Origin of the sequence: Desulfuromonas versatilis (assembly GCF_019704135.1) — a bacterium.
GTDB lineage: Bacteria > Desulfobacterota > Desulfuromonadia > Desulfuromonadales > NIT-T3 > Desulfuromonas_A > Desulfuromonas_A versatilis.
This window is the reverse complement of sequence record NZ_AP024355.1, coordinates 1013820-1029807: the sequence shown is the minus strand read 5'-3', so window position 1 is coordinate 1029807 and position 15988 is coordinate 1013820. Positions and strand designations below refer to the sequence as shown.

General features: G+C 64.1%; 14 protein-coding genes. 9 read left to right on the top strand and 5 right to left on the bottom strand.

Annotated elements, in window-relative coordinates; all coding sequences use genetic code 11:
- Position 1: 1 nt before the first annotated feature.
- The 3 genes from DESUT3_RS04520 to DESUT3_RS04510 form a co-directional block, all read right to left on the bottom strand.
- Positions 2 to 736 (bottom strand): response regulator, encoded by a 735-nt coding sequence (locus tag DESUT3_RS04520; RefSeq protein ID WP_221251266.1) that lies wholly within the window; start codon positions 734 to 736, stop codon positions 2 to 4.
- A gap of 158 nt (positions 737 to 894) precedes the next feature.
- On the bottom strand, positions 895 to 1323 hold the full coding sequence (locus DESUT3_RS04515; RefSeq protein ID WP_221251265.1) for an FKBP-type peptidyl-prolyl cis-trans isomerase: 429 nt from the start codon (positions 1321 to 1323) through the stop codon (positions 895 to 897).
- A gap of 123 nt (positions 1324 to 1446) precedes the next feature.
- The gene (locus DESUT3_RS04510; protein ID WP_221251264.1) at positions 1447 to 2193 is read right to left on the bottom strand and encodes an FKBP-type peptidyl-prolyl cis-trans isomerase; all 747 of its coding nucleotides are present in this window, start codon (positions 2191 to 2193) and stop codon (positions 1447 to 1449) included.
- Positions 2194 to 2501: 308 nt separating this feature from the next.
- On the opposite strand from DESUT3_RS04510, the gene DESUT3_RS04505 reads away from it, so the two are divergent.
- Complete coding sequence (locus DESUT3_RS04505; RefSeq protein ID WP_221251263.1) at positions 2502 to 3347, top strand: hypothetical protein; 846 nt, start codon at positions 2502 to 2504, stop codon at positions 3345 to 3347.
- Between the two features lie 52 nt (positions 3348 to 3399).
- Here DESUT3_RS04505 and DESUT3_RS04500 read toward each other — a convergent pair whose 3' ends face one another.
- Both DESUT3_RS04500 and DESUT3_RS04495 read right to left on the bottom strand, forming a co-directional pair.
- Positions 3400 to 4632: a M48 family metallopeptidase gene (locus DESUT3_RS04500; RefSeq protein ID WP_221251262.1), complete on the bottom strand. Its 1233-nt coding sequence runs from the start codon at positions 4630 to 4632 to the stop codon at positions 3400 to 3402.
- A 54-nt stretch (positions 4633 to 4686) separates the two neighbouring features.
- A complete protein-coding gene (locus tag DESUT3_RS04495) occupies positions 4687 to 5637 on the bottom strand; it encodes a YbgA family protein (RefSeq protein ID WP_221251261.1) in 951 nt (316 codons plus the stop codon).
- Between the two features lie 128 nt (positions 5638 to 5765).
- On the opposite strand from DESUT3_RS04495, the gene corA reads away from it, so the two are divergent.
- The 8 genes from corA to DESUT3_RS04455 all read left to right on the top strand — a co-directional run bounded on the left by corA (position 5766) and on the right by DESUT3_RS04455 (position 15968).
- Positions 5766 to 6839 (top strand): magnesium/cobalt transporter CorA, encoded by a 1074-nt coding sequence (gene corA / locus DESUT3_RS04490; protein ID WP_221251260.1) that lies wholly within the window; start codon positions 5766 to 5768, stop codon positions 6837 to 6839.
- 23 nt (positions 6840 to 6862) lie between these two features.
- Positions 6863 to 9106: an ATP-binding protein gene (locus DESUT3_RS04485; RefSeq protein ID WP_221251259.1), complete on the top strand. Its 2244-nt coding sequence runs from the start codon at positions 6863 to 6865 to the stop codon at positions 9104 to 9106.
- Positions 9107 to 9117: 11 nt separating this feature from the next.
- Positions 9118 to 9939 (top strand): mechanosensitive ion channel family protein, encoded by an 822-nt coding sequence (locus DESUT3_RS04480; RefSeq protein WP_221251258.1) that lies wholly within the window; start codon positions 9118 to 9120, stop codon positions 9937 to 9939.
- Between the two features lie 259 nt (positions 9940 to 10198).
- The gene (locus DESUT3_RS04475; protein ID WP_221251257.1) at positions 10199 to 11665 is read left to right on the top strand and encodes a deoxyribodipyrimidine photolyase; all 1467 of its coding nucleotides are present in this window, start codon (positions 10199 to 10201) and stop codon (positions 11663 to 11665) included.
- Between the two features lie 117 nt (positions 11666 to 11782).
- Positions 11783 to 12661 (top strand): PAS domain S-box protein, encoded by an 879-nt coding sequence (locus DESUT3_RS04470; protein WP_221251256.1) that lies wholly within the window; start codon positions 11783 to 11785, stop codon positions 12659 to 12661.
- Between the two features lie 13 nt (positions 12662 to 12674).
- Positions 12675 to 12953, top strand: a complete 279-nt coding sequence (locus DESUT3_RS04465) for a circadian clock KaiB family protein (protein ID WP_225911625.1) — start codon at positions 12675 to 12677, stop codon at positions 12951 to 12953.
- Between the two features lie 23 nt (positions 12954 to 12976).
- Positions 12977 to 14488: a circadian clock protein KaiC gene (kaiC, locus tag DESUT3_RS04460; RefSeq protein ID WP_221251254.1), complete on the top strand. Its 1512-nt coding sequence runs from the start codon at positions 12977 to 12979 to the stop codon at positions 14486 to 14488.
- 40 nt (positions 14489 to 14528) lie between these two features.
- Entirely contained in the window at positions 14529 to 15968 is a 1440-nt protein-coding gene (locus DESUT3_RS04455; RefSeq protein WP_221251253.1) for a PAS domain-containing sensor histidine kinase, read from the top strand.
- Positions 15969 to 15988 lie beyond the last annotated feature (20 nt).

Here is a 15988-nt window from a genome sequence, read left to right as displayed (position 1 = left end):
GCTAGCGCTCGCCGCCGGTTCCGGTTGAGCGGGCCTTGCCGGCCGGATCGACAAAGGCCTGGATGGCCTCCCGGTCCTGGGGCTTGAGGTCGAGAAACTCCACCCCCATGCCGCTGGGCAGACGCGGGTTTTTTATCCACTCGGGGTGATTCACCCAGGCGACCCGACCCTGGCAGAGGATTGCAGCGGGCAGCTCGGGAAGGGCGAATTCGATTTCGACCAGATTGTCGACCGGCTCCAGCTGTCCGGCCTGAATGAAGGCTCCTCCGGTGTTGAGATTCAGGATCCTGCCCCGCCAGGGCTTGCGCGCCCGTCCCAGCACCCGGGCCTCCAGCGCGGCCTCCCAACGCAGCGGTGCCCGGTCCACGATGTTGAGCTGGTTGCAGGCGGTCACCAGCAGGTGCTGGCCGTCGATGGGACGGGGCACAATGTCGTTGCAACCGGCCTGCCGGCAGCGGGAGAGGTCCTGTTCCCGGTCGGACCGGGCCACCAGCAGAATCGGTGTCGAACGTAAAAAGGGGTCGTCCTTCACCCGCCGGCAGCATTCGTCTCCCCCCCACTCCTCCATATCGAGGGTGAGGATGACCAGCACCGGGTCGTGCTCCTCGATGAATTCGAAAGCCTGCCGCCCGTTTCCGATCACCTGCAGGGCAAAGCTGCCCCGGCTGAAAATCGAGCGTTCCATGCACTGCTGCAGTTCGGGATCGTCTGCCAGCAGAATTTTGTTTCTGAGCACGGCCACCCTCCCCAGGAGCATTTCCCTGAATTCATCTCGCCCGGACCCCAGCCGCAGGCTGGACCCTCCTGCTGCCCGGGTTCAGTAAAAAAATACCTGTTTTTTCCCTGTTTAACAAGTGCCGGGAGCTTAAGTGACGGCCGCCACCGCCGACCGCCTCAGCCGATTGCGAGCAGCTCCAGGTCGAACACCAGATTCCGACCGGCAAGCGGATGGTTGGCATCGAGGGTCACGGTCTCCTCGTCGAGGGCCGCCACCATGACCAGAAAGGCCGGGCCCTCTTCCTGGGTCACTTCGAGCTGCTGACCGACGGTCAGCTCGCCGGAAATCCCCAAGTCCTTGATCGGCACGCAGGCCACCATCTCCTCCTGATGGGGGCCGTAGGCCTGCTCCGGGAGGATGGTCACCGTCTTGCACTCACCGGGGGCCATACCGGAAACCGCCTGGTCGAAACCAGGGATGACGTCCCCGCGCCCCAGGACAAACTCCAGCGGATCGAGCTCCCGCGAGGAGTCGAAAACCGTGCCGTCCTCGAGCCTTCCGGTGTAATGCACCCTGACCCGATCACCCGTCTTTGCTACAATCATCGACCTCTCCTCTCCCGGCGACAAGCCGCCCTCGGCGCGGCCGGAGGTGGTGAAAAAAAAGCCGCCCGGTTCGGCAGGTGCCGACCCGGGCGGCCAGTGTTGAAAAGACCCCAGGGGGCCGACTTACTGGACCTTGAGCAGTTCGACTTCGAAGACCAGTGCCGAGTTGGGCCCGATGACCCGCCCGGCGCCCCGCTCCCCGTAGGCCAGCGAGCTGGGGATGAACAGTTCCCACTTGGCGCCTTCCTTCATCAGCTGCAGGGCTTCGGTCCAGCCGGCGATCACGCCGTTGACCGGGAAAGTGGCGGGCTCGCCGCGCTTGTAGGAGCTGTCGAACTCGGTGCCGTCGACCAGGGTGCCGCGGTAGTTAACGGTCACGGTATCCTCGGCGGCCGGAGACTTGCCGGCGCCTTCGGTGACGATCTTGTACTGCAGGCCGCTGGGCAGGGTGACCACCCCTTCCTTCTTGCTGTTTTCTGCGAGGAAGGCCTCTCCCGCCTTGAGGTTCTCGGTGGCCAGGGCGTTCATTTTCTCCTGCTGCTTGGCGACGGCCTCCTGCTGGAAGGCCATCAGGGTTTCCTGGATCTCCTGGTCGTTCATCAGCAGTTCGCCGCCGGCCATGACGTCGCGGATCCCCTGGGCGAGGATGTCGGCATCGATATCCATGCCGTTTTCCTTGAAGTCCTTGCCGATATTGAGGCCGATGCTGTAGCTGATCTTGTCTTTCATGTCCTTGAGCACCAGCTTCTGCCCCCCGGGCCGGCCGTACTGTTTCCAGGCCTTGGGTGCGGGGGTGTCGGCGGCCAGGGCGCCACCGGCCATCAGCGCGACGGAAAGAATTGCGATCGTGATGAGAAAAGCCCTTTTCATCTGGTTTCCTTTCTGCATGGAAAAAAATGAGGTAAACGCAAAAATAAAACTCTCCTTAAATACATTGCCGGGCCCCGGGCTGTCAAGGGATCTCATCGAGGCGGCAGCTCCTCCCTGGCCCCGTCAATTCCAGTGACCCACCTGCAGGGCCTGCTCCCGCCCCAAAGCTTAAGGGGCGTTTAGCGGTTGTTCCCCCGAAGGTTTTGGGTTATACCAGTGCGGTAGCCCGGCGCCTCGCCGGCGCCCCGGCTCCCGCAGCTGGCGGGAGCGGATATCGCGTTGCCATGCCCCTGAAACCAAGGAGAGGAATGATGAGAGGAAACCTTCTTGCGGGCCTCGGCCTGCTGGCCTTCCTGGTTGCCGGCTGTCAGTCGGCGGCCCCCGCCGTCCCCCGATTGGATTTCCCGGCCCAACCCGGCCTTCTCGCCGCCCCGCCGCTGCCCGCCCCCCTGCCCGCCCCCCGCCCGCCCCGCTCCTCCGTCGACCTGCTGAGCGTTCTCGACCTGAAGGACGATCATCTCGGCGTAGGGACCCTGGCTCCGACGGAGCTCAACCAGGCGGGCGCCGACTGGATCAGCGACATGGCGCTGCCCATGTACAGCTCTCCCGGAGAGCACCTTGGCTGGCTGATCAACGGCTGGATCGTCGACAGCGTGCCACCGGTGAGCAAACGCCCGTTGCTCACCCGCGCCCTGGTCCCCACCCGCACCCAGGCTCTCGCCCTGCAGGTGGTGGAGGTCCGGGAGGACGGCTGGTTCCGCCTTCGCTACGCCCCGCCCGGCTCCGACGACGCGAGCCTGGGCTGGGCCCACGTCGACCACCTGCGGCTGGGCGGCCGCCCTCTGGAAGTAAAACTTTGGAACGAGTGGTTTTCGGCGGAGGGAGCGGCCCTGGAATACCGCAAGGCCGAAGTGCGTCACGCCCTGCGGGGCGGGCCCGACGCCAAGGCGGAGCTGGTGGCCTGGATCGGCGCCAGCCATGAAATCGAACCCCTGGAGACCTCGGGGGACTGGATGCGGGTCAAAGTCACCCAGCCCTCGCGCCTCTGCGCAGCGGACCCGAGTGCAGTCAAAGCCGCCAGCGCCGAGGGGTGGATTCGCTGGAACAGCCCGGAAAAGGGCCCCTGGATCTGGTTCGCCGGGGACTGCCGCTAACCGCTGCTCCTGCGCCGTCCCGGCAGGGGGGAGAAACACTTCATAGCGCCGCTCAGGGCTGCCGCAGCCGCCGCACCCGCTCAACCACCGGAGGGTGGGAGTAGAAAACCGCCGCATACAGGGGATGCGGGTGCAGGTTGGCCAGGTTCTCGCGGGACAGCTTGACCAGCCCCGAAGCCAGCGCTTCAGGCTCCCCGGTCAGCTCGCGGGCAAAGCGGTCGGCCTGCCATTCGTCGCGCCGCGACAGCCAACTGGACAGGGGGGTGAAGGGGAAGCCCGCGATGCTGCCCAGAAACGAGAGGATCACCAGCTGAGCGGCGAAGGAAGCCTGTTCCAGCCCCAGCAGCCCCGGCAGCCCGCCCCACTCGACGAGGCGCCAGGCCAGGTACAGCCCACCCAGGGCGAGCAGCTCGGTGACCAGCAGCCGCTTGAGGATATGGCGTTTTTTCCAGTGGCCGACCTCGTGGGCCAAGACCGCCAGGACCTCATCCTGGCTCATCTGCTCGAGCAGGGTGTCGAACAGCACGATCCGCTTGACCCGGCCGATGCCGGTGAAATAGGCGTTGGAGTGGCGGCTGCGCCGTGAGGCGTCGACCTGGAACACCCGACTGACCCTGAGTCCGGCCCGTTCCATCAGCGAACGGATCCGCTCTTCGAGCCCCTGCTCGCGCACCGGCTCGAACTTGAAGAACAGCGGCTCGATCAGGTAGGGCGAGACGTACATCAGCAGCAGGGTGAACAGGGCGAAAAAGCCCCAGACCCACAGCCACCAGCCCTCGGGGCTGGCCGAGACCAGCCAGAAGGCCCCACCGAGCAGCGCTCCCCCCAGGACCATCCCCAGCGCGAGTCCCTTGCCCAGATCGCTCAGCCAAAGCCGGAGGCTCATGGTGTTGAAGCCGTAACGGGCTTCGATGCAAAAATTCCGGTAGAGGCTGAAGGGGATGTCGCACACCCCCTTGGCCAACTGCAGGCCGAAGAAGAAGAGCACCCCCTGCAGCACGAAGGAACCGGTCGCCCCGGCAATCCAGCGGTCGTAGACCGGCAGCAGCCCGCCGAAGAGAAACAGCAGCAGCAGGGCGCTGTCCAGCAGCGGCTCGAACTGCCCCAGCCGGCTGCACTCCAGGGTGTAGGCGCTGGTGCGCCGCAGTTGGCAAGGGTCGATGGCCCCCTCGAAGCCCTCCGGCACCTCCGCGCCGTGGCGCTTGAGGTGGTTGAGGTTGAGGGTGCGCAGGGCGTGGCCGGCGGCCAGCACCAGCAGGTAGGCAATCAGCAGGGCGATTTTCATGGGGCCATGATAGCTGATTGAAAGCCGCAGGTCGAGGCCCCCCTGGGCTCTGTCTCAGACATGGTTGCGCAGCTGCAGCTCCAGCGGGTGGGGGTTGAGGTAGAGCTGCTGTTTGAGATAGGGCTGGGCGTACTTGCGCACGTAATGATTGATCAGGGTGATCGGCACGATCAGCGGGACATGCCCCAGGCGGTAATGCTCGATGAGCTCCAGCACCTCCTGCTTCTCGTCGGCGCTCAGTTGGTTCTTGAAGTACCCCAGCAGGTGCTGGAGCACGTTGATGTGTTTTTTCACCGTCGGCTTGAGGCGCATCCCCTTCATCAGCAGCGCCTCGTACTGCGTGTAGAGCGTCTCCGGCTGCAGCGTTCCGGCAGCCGCCACCAGTTTGCCCATCTGCCGGTAGGTCTCGGGACTGTGGGCGAGCAGCAGCAGTTTGTGGCGGGTGTGGAAATCGACCAGGTTCCCCCGGCTCAGCCCCCGCGCCAGGGCCTCACGCCAGCGCTTGAAGGTAAACAGGCACTCGATGAAATTTTCCCGCAACCGGTTGTCGTGCAGCCGCCCGTCCTCCTCCACCGGCAGCAGGGGGAAATGCTCCATGAACACCCGGGCGAACACCCCGACACCCTGCTTGTTGGGCACCCCGTTGCGATCGTAGAGCTTGACCCGCTCCATGCCGCTGGAGGGGGAGCGGCTCTTGAAGATGAACCCGCACAGCTGCTCGGCCTCCAGTTCGCCGACCCTTTTCCGCGCCCAAGCCTCCATGGGTCCGGTGATGTCCTTGCCGCTGCGGGAGAACACCAGACGAGGGTGCTCCGGGTCGCCCACCAGGCGCAGCGTCTCGCGGGGGGTCGGCAGGCCGAGCTCCACCTCGGGGCAGACGGGAACGAACTCGAGGAAGTGGCCCAGGGTATCGCGGATCAGCCGGTCGAGCTTATGGCCGCCGTCGTAGCGTACCTTTTCCCCCAACAGACAGGAGCTGATGCCGACGCGGATTTTTTCTGTCATAAAAACCCCCTTTTCCGGATTTCGGAAATTTCCCTAAAGCCGAATGTTTGATACTATTTACGCTGATCAATTATAGAGGCCAACCGCCCGTTGGCAATTCTGTCCCGGCACCTGGGAGGATTGAGCTAGTGCCCAGAAAACTGATCCGCAAACCGGCCAAGAAGATCGGCGCCTCGCCCGGCACCCTGGTGCATACCGGGGCCAAGAAAACCGAACAGGCCCGCATCCGGGTCATCGACTACAGCGCCGAGAAGCTGAGCGAGGTTGAAATCCCTATCGCCGAGGTGGGAAAATGCTGCCCGCTCAGGCAGACCGACAGCGTCTCCTGGGTCAACGTCGATGGCCTGCACGAGGTGAACGTTATCGAAACCCTGGGCGGCTGCTACGGACTGCACCCGCTGGTCATGGAGGACATCCTCAGCACCGAACAGCGGCCCAAGGTCGAAGCCTACGAAGACTACCTGTTCATCGTCATGCGCATGCTGCACTTCGATGCAGATAAAAACGAGATCAAGAGCGAGCAGGTCAGCCTGATCCTCGGCCCAACCTACGTCATCTCCTTCCAGGAGCGCGAGGGGGACGTGTTCGACGGGGTGCGCGAGCGCATCCGCAGCGGCCGCAAGCGCATCCGTGCCAGCGGGCCCGACTACCTCGCCTACGCCCTGCTCGACGCGGTAGTCGACAGCTACTTCCACATCCTGGAGAAGATCGGCGACCAGGTCGAACTGCTCGAGAACGAGCTGGTCACCGATCCCACCCCCGCCACCCTGCAGAAGATCCACGAGTTCAAACGCGAGATGATCCTGCTGCGCAAGTCGATCTGGCCGTTGCGCGAGGTGCTCAGCAGCCTGCACCGGGAAGAGTCGGCCCTGATCAGGGAAGCCACCGGGGTCTTTCTGCGCGATGTCTACGACCACACCATCCAGGTGGTCGATACCGTGGAGACCCTGCGCGACATCATCGGCGGCCAGCTCGACCTCTACCTCTCGAGCATCAGCAACCGCATGAACGAGGTGATGAAGGTGCTGACCATCATGGCCACCATCTTCATCCCCCTGACCTTCGTCGCCGGCATCTACGGCATGAATTTCGAGTTCATGCCCGAACTCAAGTGGAAATGGAGCTACCCCGTCTTCTGGCTGGTGATCTGCCTCATGGGCGGGGCGATGGTTGTTTTCTTCAAGAAGAAAAAATGGCTGTGAGCATGGGCTCCGGAGACCCGCCAATGAACGATCAGGAAAGGCCCGTCGACACCTTTGAGGAAAACTGGCGCGAGCGTTTTTTCGTCGATTTCGACCGGACCTTCGAACAAACCCTCGCCGCGGCATCCCAACAGGTGGAGCAGACCACCGGGGTTTTGGAATCGGCCTGCGCCGCGGCCGCCGAAGGTGTCGGTGCCAGCCGCGAGGCGCTCGCCGAGGCACTTGCCGGCTGCCGCGGCAAAAAAACCCTTGCGCCGGAACACTTCAGGCAGTTGATCGAGGTCATCGATGCCCGGGAGGCCTTGCTGTTTCGCCGCATCCGCCCGGCCCTGGAACAGCAACTGCGCCCCCTGTTGCCCCCTCGCAAGCCGGTGCTCTCGATCCTGGAGAAAATCAATACCGCCTATTGCGAAACGGCGGGACGGCTTCCCGAGGAGGCCCCCCCCGAGCCGCCGGGGCCGGCCGGCCTGGCCCCCAGACCCGGCGGCTGGAGTGCCCGCCTGCAGAACCTTCTCGAGCACGGCACCCCCAGGCCGCTGGCAGCCCGGGGCCTGGCCCGCAGTGTGCTGCTCGCAGGCGGTGAGCTCAAGGAGCACCGCCTGGGGCGGGACTACGCCGAGGCCTGCGAATCGACCTCGGGCCGGCTGGCCGACCTCTGGCGCGGGCTCCGCTTCCACCTGGACATGGCCACCGAGGAACTCGCCGGGTTGGCCAAGGCCGCCATCCCCGAGGCCCAGGACGCCGCCCTGGATCTGCACCTGGGTCTGGCCGCCGTCGAAAAGATGGTCCTCGACCTGCTCGAAGGCTTCCCCGCCAAGCTTCGTGAGGCCTGCGCCCCGCTGCGGGAGTTCTGGTCGGGGCTGCCGACAAAGCTGCGGGAGGAGCATCAGCAGGTTGTCCGGGAGCTGCACCAGGCCCTGGAGCATCCGGCGGCGGCCGGCACCTGGCTCCACCGGGCCTGGCGGCGCATCGATGCAAGGCTGGCGGGGTACCGCCGGCGGGTCGGCGAGCTGATCGAGGAAAGCCGCCAGGCCGCCGGCGGCGCCCAGGCCGACCTGCTCAGCAGGGCCACGGCCTACCTCAAGGGGATTCGCAAGGCCATCGGCAAAGACCTGCCCCGCTCCGCGGACCTTCTCAAGTTTACCGACCTGCCGACCCGTGCGGAGGTCCTGCAGCGGGCCGAGCAGCTGCCGCCCCTCTATCGCCGCCTGTTCACCCTGGGGCCGCTGAAGAACCGCGAATTCCTGGTGGCCCGGGAGACTGAGCTGAAGTGCCTCGAGGAGATCTTCCGCCGCTGGGAGGCCGGCCGCCCCTGCAGCGTCGCCCTGATTGGCCCCGAAGGCAGCGGCAAGACCTCCCTGGCCAACTGTTTCGCCAGCGAGTTCGGCAGCCGAGGCCATCTCATCCGCGCCTCCATCGACCAGCGGCTGACCAGCGAGGAGCAGATCCTGGGGCTGTTCCAACAGTGGTTCGGGCTCGAGCAGCATTTCGAGTCCCTCGCGGCCCTGATCGAGCAGCTGCTGACCCTGCCCCGCGGCATGGTCCTGATCGAGGAGGGGCACAACCTCGCGCTGCGGGTCATCGGCGGCAGCCGGGCCGCCAAGGCGTTTTTCTACGTGCTGATGGCCACCCGCCAGCATTTTCTCTGGATGGTCAGTTTCCGCAAGACCCCCTGGGAGCGGATGAACCATCAGCTTGAGGTGTCCCGCTACTTCACCCACCAGGTCACCACCCTGCTCTCGGACCGACACCAGCTGCGCGAGGTGCTGATGATCCGCCAGCGCACCTCGGGCTATCCACTTATCTTTCTTGGCGATTCCGCCGAGCAGGACAAAGACGAAAAACCGACGGGCCAGGACGTCCTGGCCGAGCGCTTTTTCAAGGAACTCTACGCCGCCAGCCGCGGCGACATTGAAGCGGCCATTTACTACTGGCTGCTGTGCCTGGAGTACGACGAGGCCTCCGGCGCCATCCGCGCCTGCCACCTCGGCGACATCGACCATGGTTTTCTGCGCAATCTCGAGGCCAAGTACCACTTCTCGCTGGCCGAAATCCTCGGCCACGGTGTGCTCTCCGCCGCCGAGCATGCCCGGATTTTCCGCCTCGACCCCCTGGAGAGCCGACTGCAGCTCGACTACCTGGCGAGCCTCAACCTGCTGGTTTCCGGCGGGCTCGAGGAAGACGGCCTGCCCGGCCCCTGGTCGGTCAACCCCATCTTCCACGGCGCGGTGACCGCCACCCTGGAAGCCAAGCATATCCTCTACTGAGGAGAGAGCCCGTGAAAGACGATACCCTGCGCACGATCATCGAGCAGTTTTCCCTCTGGCGCCTGGCGCTCGCGGCGGCCTTTTTCCTGCTCACCTGGCTTTTTCTGCGGCTGCTCGCCCACGCTGCCGACGGCCTGGCGGAAAAATTTCCCCGTTACCGGCTGTTCATCGCCAGCCTCTTCCCGGTACTACGGCTCGGCATCTGGATCGGCGCCTTCGCCTTTGTGGTCTTCGCGGTCTTCAGCCCGCCGCTCAACACCATCATCGCCATCAGCGCCTCGGCGGGCCTGGCCATCGGCCTGGGTGCGCAGGATCTGATCAAGAACCTGATCGCCGGGGTGCTGATCCTCTTCGACCGCCCCTTCCAGGTCGGCGACATGATCGAGGTCGGCGACCATTACGGCGAAGTCACCAATATCGGCCTGCGCTCCATCTGCATCCGCACCTTCGGCGACAGTGCCGTGACCCTGCCCAATGCCATGGTCCTTGGCCAGGCAGTCTCCAACTCCAACTCGGGAGCCCTCGACGAAATGGTCGAGGTGGAATTCAGCCTCCCGGCCCACGTCGATGTGCAGCTGGCCAAGGCGTTGGCCTGGGAGGCGGCGGCCTGTTCCCCCTACGCTTTTCTGAAAAAACCGGTCAAGGTCATGATCGAGGACAGCTTTGACCGCACCTTCCTCACCCGGCTCAAGATCAAGACCTACGTGCTGGATGTCCGCTATGAGCGCCTGCTGGCCAGCGACATCAGCGAGCGGTTCAAAACGGCCCTGGTCGAACAGGGGATGATCTCCGAAAAGACCGTGCTCGGCCTGCTGCCGGCCCAGTCCCGCTGAGTATGAGGAGGTTCGAGAATATTGTACCCCCTCCCCCTTTGCCCCCGCCGGAGCGAAGGGGATGTTTTGGGATCAGCCGCGAGGTTGAGCAAAGCGAATGTGAGCGGTCCCCAAGCATCTGCGCAGCGCAGGGAACCCGCCGCAGGCGGGCGGGGGCAACGGGGGTGCCCTTTTGATCCAAACTTTTGGGCAAGCAAAAGTTTGGTCGCCGTCAGGGGGCGAGTCCCCTGAATGACACCCTTTCGAATACGGATAAGGCATGCAAGAGGTACCCAGCATCCGCATACGAAAAACCAACGACCAACCAGTCAACGAAAAAGGCGAATACGTCCTCTACTGGATGATCGCCTTCCGCCGCACCGGCTGGAACTTCGCCCTGCAGCGCGCCGTCGAACAGGCCAGGGAACTCAACCGCCCGCTGCTCATCCTCGAAGCGCTGCGCTGCGACTACCCCTGGGCCAGTGACCGCCTGCACGCCTTCATCCTGCAGGGGATGGCCGACAACGCCCGGCGCCTGGCCAGCCGCCCGGCCCTCTACCACCCCTACGTGGAGCCGGAAAAAGGCGCCGGCAAGGGGCTGCTGCTGGCCCTGGCCGAACCGGCGTGCCTGGTGGTGACCGACGATTTCCCGGCCTTTTTCCTGCCCCACATGATCAAAGCCGCCGCCGGAAAGCTGCCGGTTCTCCTCGAGGCGGTGGACAGCAACGGCCTGCTGCCGCTGCGCGCCGCCGAGCGCGACTACCCCAGCGCCTACGCCTTTCGCCGCTTTCTGCAAAAAGAGCTGCGCGGCCATCTGAACGAGCTCCCGGGAAAAGACCCCCTGCAGGGGGCAGGGCTGCCGATGCTGAAGCAGCTGCCCGCTGCCATCGCCAGGTGCTGGCCGGCGGCCTCTCCAGACCTGCTGGCCGCCAAGCCCGAGGCTCTGGCAAAGCTCCCCCTCGATCACGGGGTAGCCGTCGCTCCCGTCACTGGCGGCACTCTGGCCGCCCGCCGCCAGCTGACCCGTTTTCTGGACGAGCGCCTGGCCGATTACGCCGAGCACCGCAACGAGCCGGAGCGCGAGGTGACCAGCGAACTCTCCGCCCACCTGCATTTCGGGCACCTTTCGGTGCACGAGATCTTCGACCGCCTGAGCGAACGGGAGAACTGGTCCATCGGCGATCTCTCGCCCGACGCCAAGGGCAAGCGCGAAGGCTGGTGGGGGATGAGCCGGCCGGCCGAGGCCTTTCTCGACCAGCTGGTCACCTGGCGCGAGCTCGGCTACAACTGCTGCGCTTTTCGCACCGATTACCAGCATTTCGCTTCCCTCCCCGACTGGGCCAGGCAGACCCTCGAAGAGCACGAGTCCGACCCGCGCCCCTACCTCTACACCCTGGAGGAATTCGAGCGAAGCGCAACCCACGACCCGCTGTGGAACGCCGCCCAATTGCAGCTGGTGCGGGAGGGGAAAATGCACAACTACCTGCGCATGCTCTGGGGAAAGAAGATCCTGGAATGGACCCGCACGCCCCGGGCGGCGCTCGAGGTGATGACCGAGCTCAATAACAAGTACGCCCTCGACGGCCGCGACCCCAACAGCTACAGCGGCATCTTCTGGTGCCTGGGGCGCTACGACCGCCCCTGGGGCCCGGAGCGCCCGATCTTCGGCAAGATCCGCTACATGAGCTCGGAGAACACGGCCCGCAAGTTCCCGCTGGGCCGCTACCTGCGCCGATACACCCCCTGACCCCATCCCTCCGCCCTTCCGCCGGCCCCAAGAAAATTCATCCTATCGACTGAATTAATTACCAGAATTGTTATAATTTCGACAACACCTCAGCCGCCACCAACCTGCCAGGGGAACATGGATTCTGTCGACCCGCAAAAAATCGCTCAGCGAGCCTCCGAGGTCAGCTTCCGCTGCCTGCTGGAGAACGCTGCGGAAAGCGTCCTGGTGGTGGATCGGCTCGGCCGGATCGTCTGGACCAACCAGCGCACCAGCGAGCTGTTCGGCTACCGCTGCGAGGAGATGCTCGGCCAGCGTGTGGAAATGCTCCTGCCCGAACGCCATCGCCAGGCGCACCTGGAACATCGCGCAAGCTATATGGCCGAACCCCGCAACCGGCCGATGGGCAAGGGGCTGGAGCTTGCCGCACGGCGCAGCGACGGCAGCGAATTCCCCGTGGAGATCTCCCTCAGCCATTCCCGCGGCGAGGAGGGGCTGCAGGTGATGGCCATCGTCACCGACATCACCCGGTTGAAGCAGGCGGAAACCGCCAGGGAGCAGTTCAGCAAGCAGCAATTGGCGGCCAAGGAGGAGCAGATCCGCACCCTGGAGCGCCTGAGCAAAGGACCGGAGGTCAGCGTTACCGCCCAGTTGCTGGAGGTGGCTCCCCTGGCGCGGTATGCCCCCACCGTTTTCGAGGAGCTGGTTCGTGATTATTCCCGGGGGATGGAGATGGCGCTGGAGATGCGGATCTATAAAAAGGACCCGCCTCTGAGTGAGGTGCTGCGTGAACTGGCGGAAAGGATTGCATTTTTAAAGGGAACGCCCCGCGATGTGGTCGACATCCATCGGGCCGCCCTGCAGCATGTCAGCAGGCAGGCCCAGCCGCCGAAAATTCAGGGCTATGTCGAGGAGGGGCATCTGTTGCTTGTGGAATTGATGGGCTATCTGGCATCCAGCTACCGGCACTACGCCATCGGCACCCTGCGGCCCGCCAAGGATGCCGGGAGGACATGACAAGGGGGAGCACATGCCGAACAAGTACCTGCTGAAACTCTTCGTCACCGGCAAGACGCCCAGGTCGGAGCTCTCCATCGCCAACCTGAAAAGGATTTGCGACCACAATCTGGATGACCGCTACCACCTGGTGATCATCGATGTTCTGGAGCGCCCCCAACTGGCCGAGGAGGAAAAAATCCTCGCCACGCCGACCCTGATCAAGGAGCTTCCGCCCCCCAGACGCCGCATCATTGGGGATTTGTCCGACACCGAGAAAGTTCTTGCCGGACTGGATCTGCATAGACCTTGAAGGTTTTGAAAGGATGGAAGGTTATGACGAACTCCACTGGGATCGAAAAGCTGGTCACCCACATCCCCGGGTTCGATCTGATTGCCGAAGGAGGGCTGCCCAAAGGCCGCACCACGCTGGTTTCGGGAACCGCCGGCAGCGCCAAGACAGTTCTGGCCTGCCAGTTTCTGGCCGCGGGGCTGGTTCATGCCGACGAGCCCGGGGTGTTTGTCACTTTCGAGGAGCCCCCCGAGGACATCCGCCGCAACATGCACAGCCTGGGCTGGGCCTTGAAGGATTGGGAAGCACAGGAGAAGTGGGCGTTCGTCGACGCTTCCCCGGACCCCGCGGAGGAGCTGATCGAAGCCGGCAGCTATGATTTCGGCGCGCTGCTGGCCCGGGTGGAGCACGCGGTGCGCAAAGTCGGCGCCAAGCGGGTGGTGATGGATTCCATAGGCGCCATTTTCACCAAATTCACCGACCGGGCCATGGTTCGCCGCGAGCTGTTCCGCACCGCAACGGTTCTGAAGCAGTTGGAGGTCACCGCCCTGCTGACCGCCGAGCGCACCGAAGAGTACGGCGAGATCGCCCGCTTCGGGGTGGAGGAGTTCGTCGCCGACAACGTGGTCATCCTGCGCAACGCCCTGGAGGGCGAGAAACGGCGTCGCACCATCGAAATCCTCAAGTTCCGCGGCACCCCGCACCAGAAAGGGGAGTGGCCCTTCACCATCGTTCCGGGCGAGGGGATGGTGGTGCTGCCCCTGTCGGCCATCGAATTGAGTCAGCGCTCCTCCAACATCCGCATTACCTCGGGCAACCACGAACTGGACCGGATGTGCGGCGGCGGTTTCTACCGCGACTCGGTCATTTTGGTCTCCGGGGCCACCGGAACCGGCAAGACCCTGCTGGTGACCGAGTTTCTCGCCGGAGGCACCGCCAACGGCGAGCGCTGCCTGCTGCTGGCCTTCGAGGAGAGCCGGGAGCAGATCTTCCGCAACGCCACCGGCTGGGGGGTGGACTTCGAGCGCATGGAAAACGAGGGCAAACTCAAGGTCATCTGCGTCTACCCGGAGGTGGCCAGCCTCGAGGAGCACCTGATCGACATGAAAAAGATCATCGAGGAGTTCCAGCCCAACCGGGTGGCCATCGACAGCCTCTCCGCCCTGGAGCGGGTGGCCACGCTGAAGAGCTTCCGCGAATTCATCATCGGCGTCACCTCCTTCATCAAACACCAGGAGATCGCCGGGCTGTTCACCTCCACGGCGCCGACCCTGCTGGGGGGCACCTCGGTGACCGACGCCCACATCTCGACCATCACCGATTCGATCATCCTGCTGCGCTACGTGGAGATGTACGGGGACATCCGCCGGGGGCTGACGGTGCTCAAGATGCGGGGGTCGATGCACGACAAGGAGATCCGCGAGTTCACCATCGACGGACAGGGGATGCACATCGGCACCCCCTTCCGGGGAGTCACCGGGATTCTGGGAGGCAACCCGACCCAGATGGCCGCCGGCGAACTGGAACGGCTCGGCGAGCTGTTCAAGGACTCGTAAACGCGGCGCGTAACGGTTCCAGGAATCGGGTGGAGGGCTTATGAAATACCAGATGCCCAATGATCAATACCCGCTGGCCGAACTTGAGCAGATGCTGCAGGCCAGCGAGAATCGCTTTTGCAGCATCATCGACAAATCCGCCGACGCCATACTGATCATCGACGAACAGGGGCTGATCCGCTTCGCCAACCCGGCCTGCTGGACATTGTTCGGCCGCCCCCCCCAGGAGCTTCTGGGAGAGGCTTTCGGCTATCCGATTTCCGGGGGAGAAGCCATTGAGATCGAGGTCATCGGCAAAAACCAGCCGCCGGGGATCGTGGAAATGATGGTGGTGGAGACCGAATGGGAAGGCGAAAAGGCGCTGCTGGCGACCCTGCGGGACATCACCCGGCGGAAAAACCTGGAAAGGGAGCTGAAGGAGGCCCTGGAGGAGTCGGAACAGGCCCGCAACCGCATCGACACCATCCTCCGCTCGGTGGCCGAAGGGTTGATAGTGACCGATGATGCCAACCGGGTCCTGCTGATGAACCAAGCCGCAGAGCTGATGCTCGGCGTCGCCTGCCGAGAAGTCAAGAACAGCCCGATCGAAGATCTGTTCCAGGACCAGGAGGTCAAAATCAAGTTTCTCGTTCACCTGGGCAAACGCCCCGGCAGGCGTTTCGACTTCAGGCTCCCCGGCAGGGACCCGAAGCATCCGGTCTACATCCAAGCCAAGGCGTCACCCATTTCGGATCGGGAAGGGCAAAAACTCGGGCTGATCACCATCTTGCAGGATGTTACCCAGGAGCGGGAAATCGAACACATGAAAAGTGAATTCGTCTCCCTGGCCGCCCATGAGCTCGGCTCTCCACTGACCTCCATCGTCGGCTTTTCCGAGGTCCTGCTCGCCAAGCCCGACATCTCCCCGAAAGAACAGCGCCGCTACATCGAAATCATCAGGGACCAGGGCTTCGCCATGGGTGAGATCATCGGCAGTTTTCTGGACATCTCCCGCATCGAGGCGGGCCAACCGCTCCCCCTCAGCAAAGGGCTGTATACCCCCTCGGACCTGATGAAAAAGGCCGAACCGTTCCTTCGGCTCCACCAGGGGAACTACCAGTTTGAAGTGGATCTGGTCGCAAGCGACACCTACCTGATCGTGGACCGCAAACGCATGCGGCAGGTGCTGGTCAACCTGCTCAGCAACGCCGTCAAATATTCGGACCCGGGAACCACCATCCGGATTGTCGGTCGCCCGGAGGGGAGCGGCTACCGCATCGAGGTCAGGGACCAGGGGATCGGCATGTCCGAGGAGCAGCGAGAGAAGATTTTCGACAAATTCTACCGCGCCGACACCTCGGACACCGCGGTCAGCGGGATGGGCCTTGGCATGAGCATCGTCAAGTACATCGTCGAGGCCCACGGGGGCAGCCTCGGCGTGGAAAGCGCCCTGGGCCGCGGGACTACCGTATGGTTCGCGGTTCCCGGCGCGCCCAGGTAACGACGAACCCTTGCGTTCAG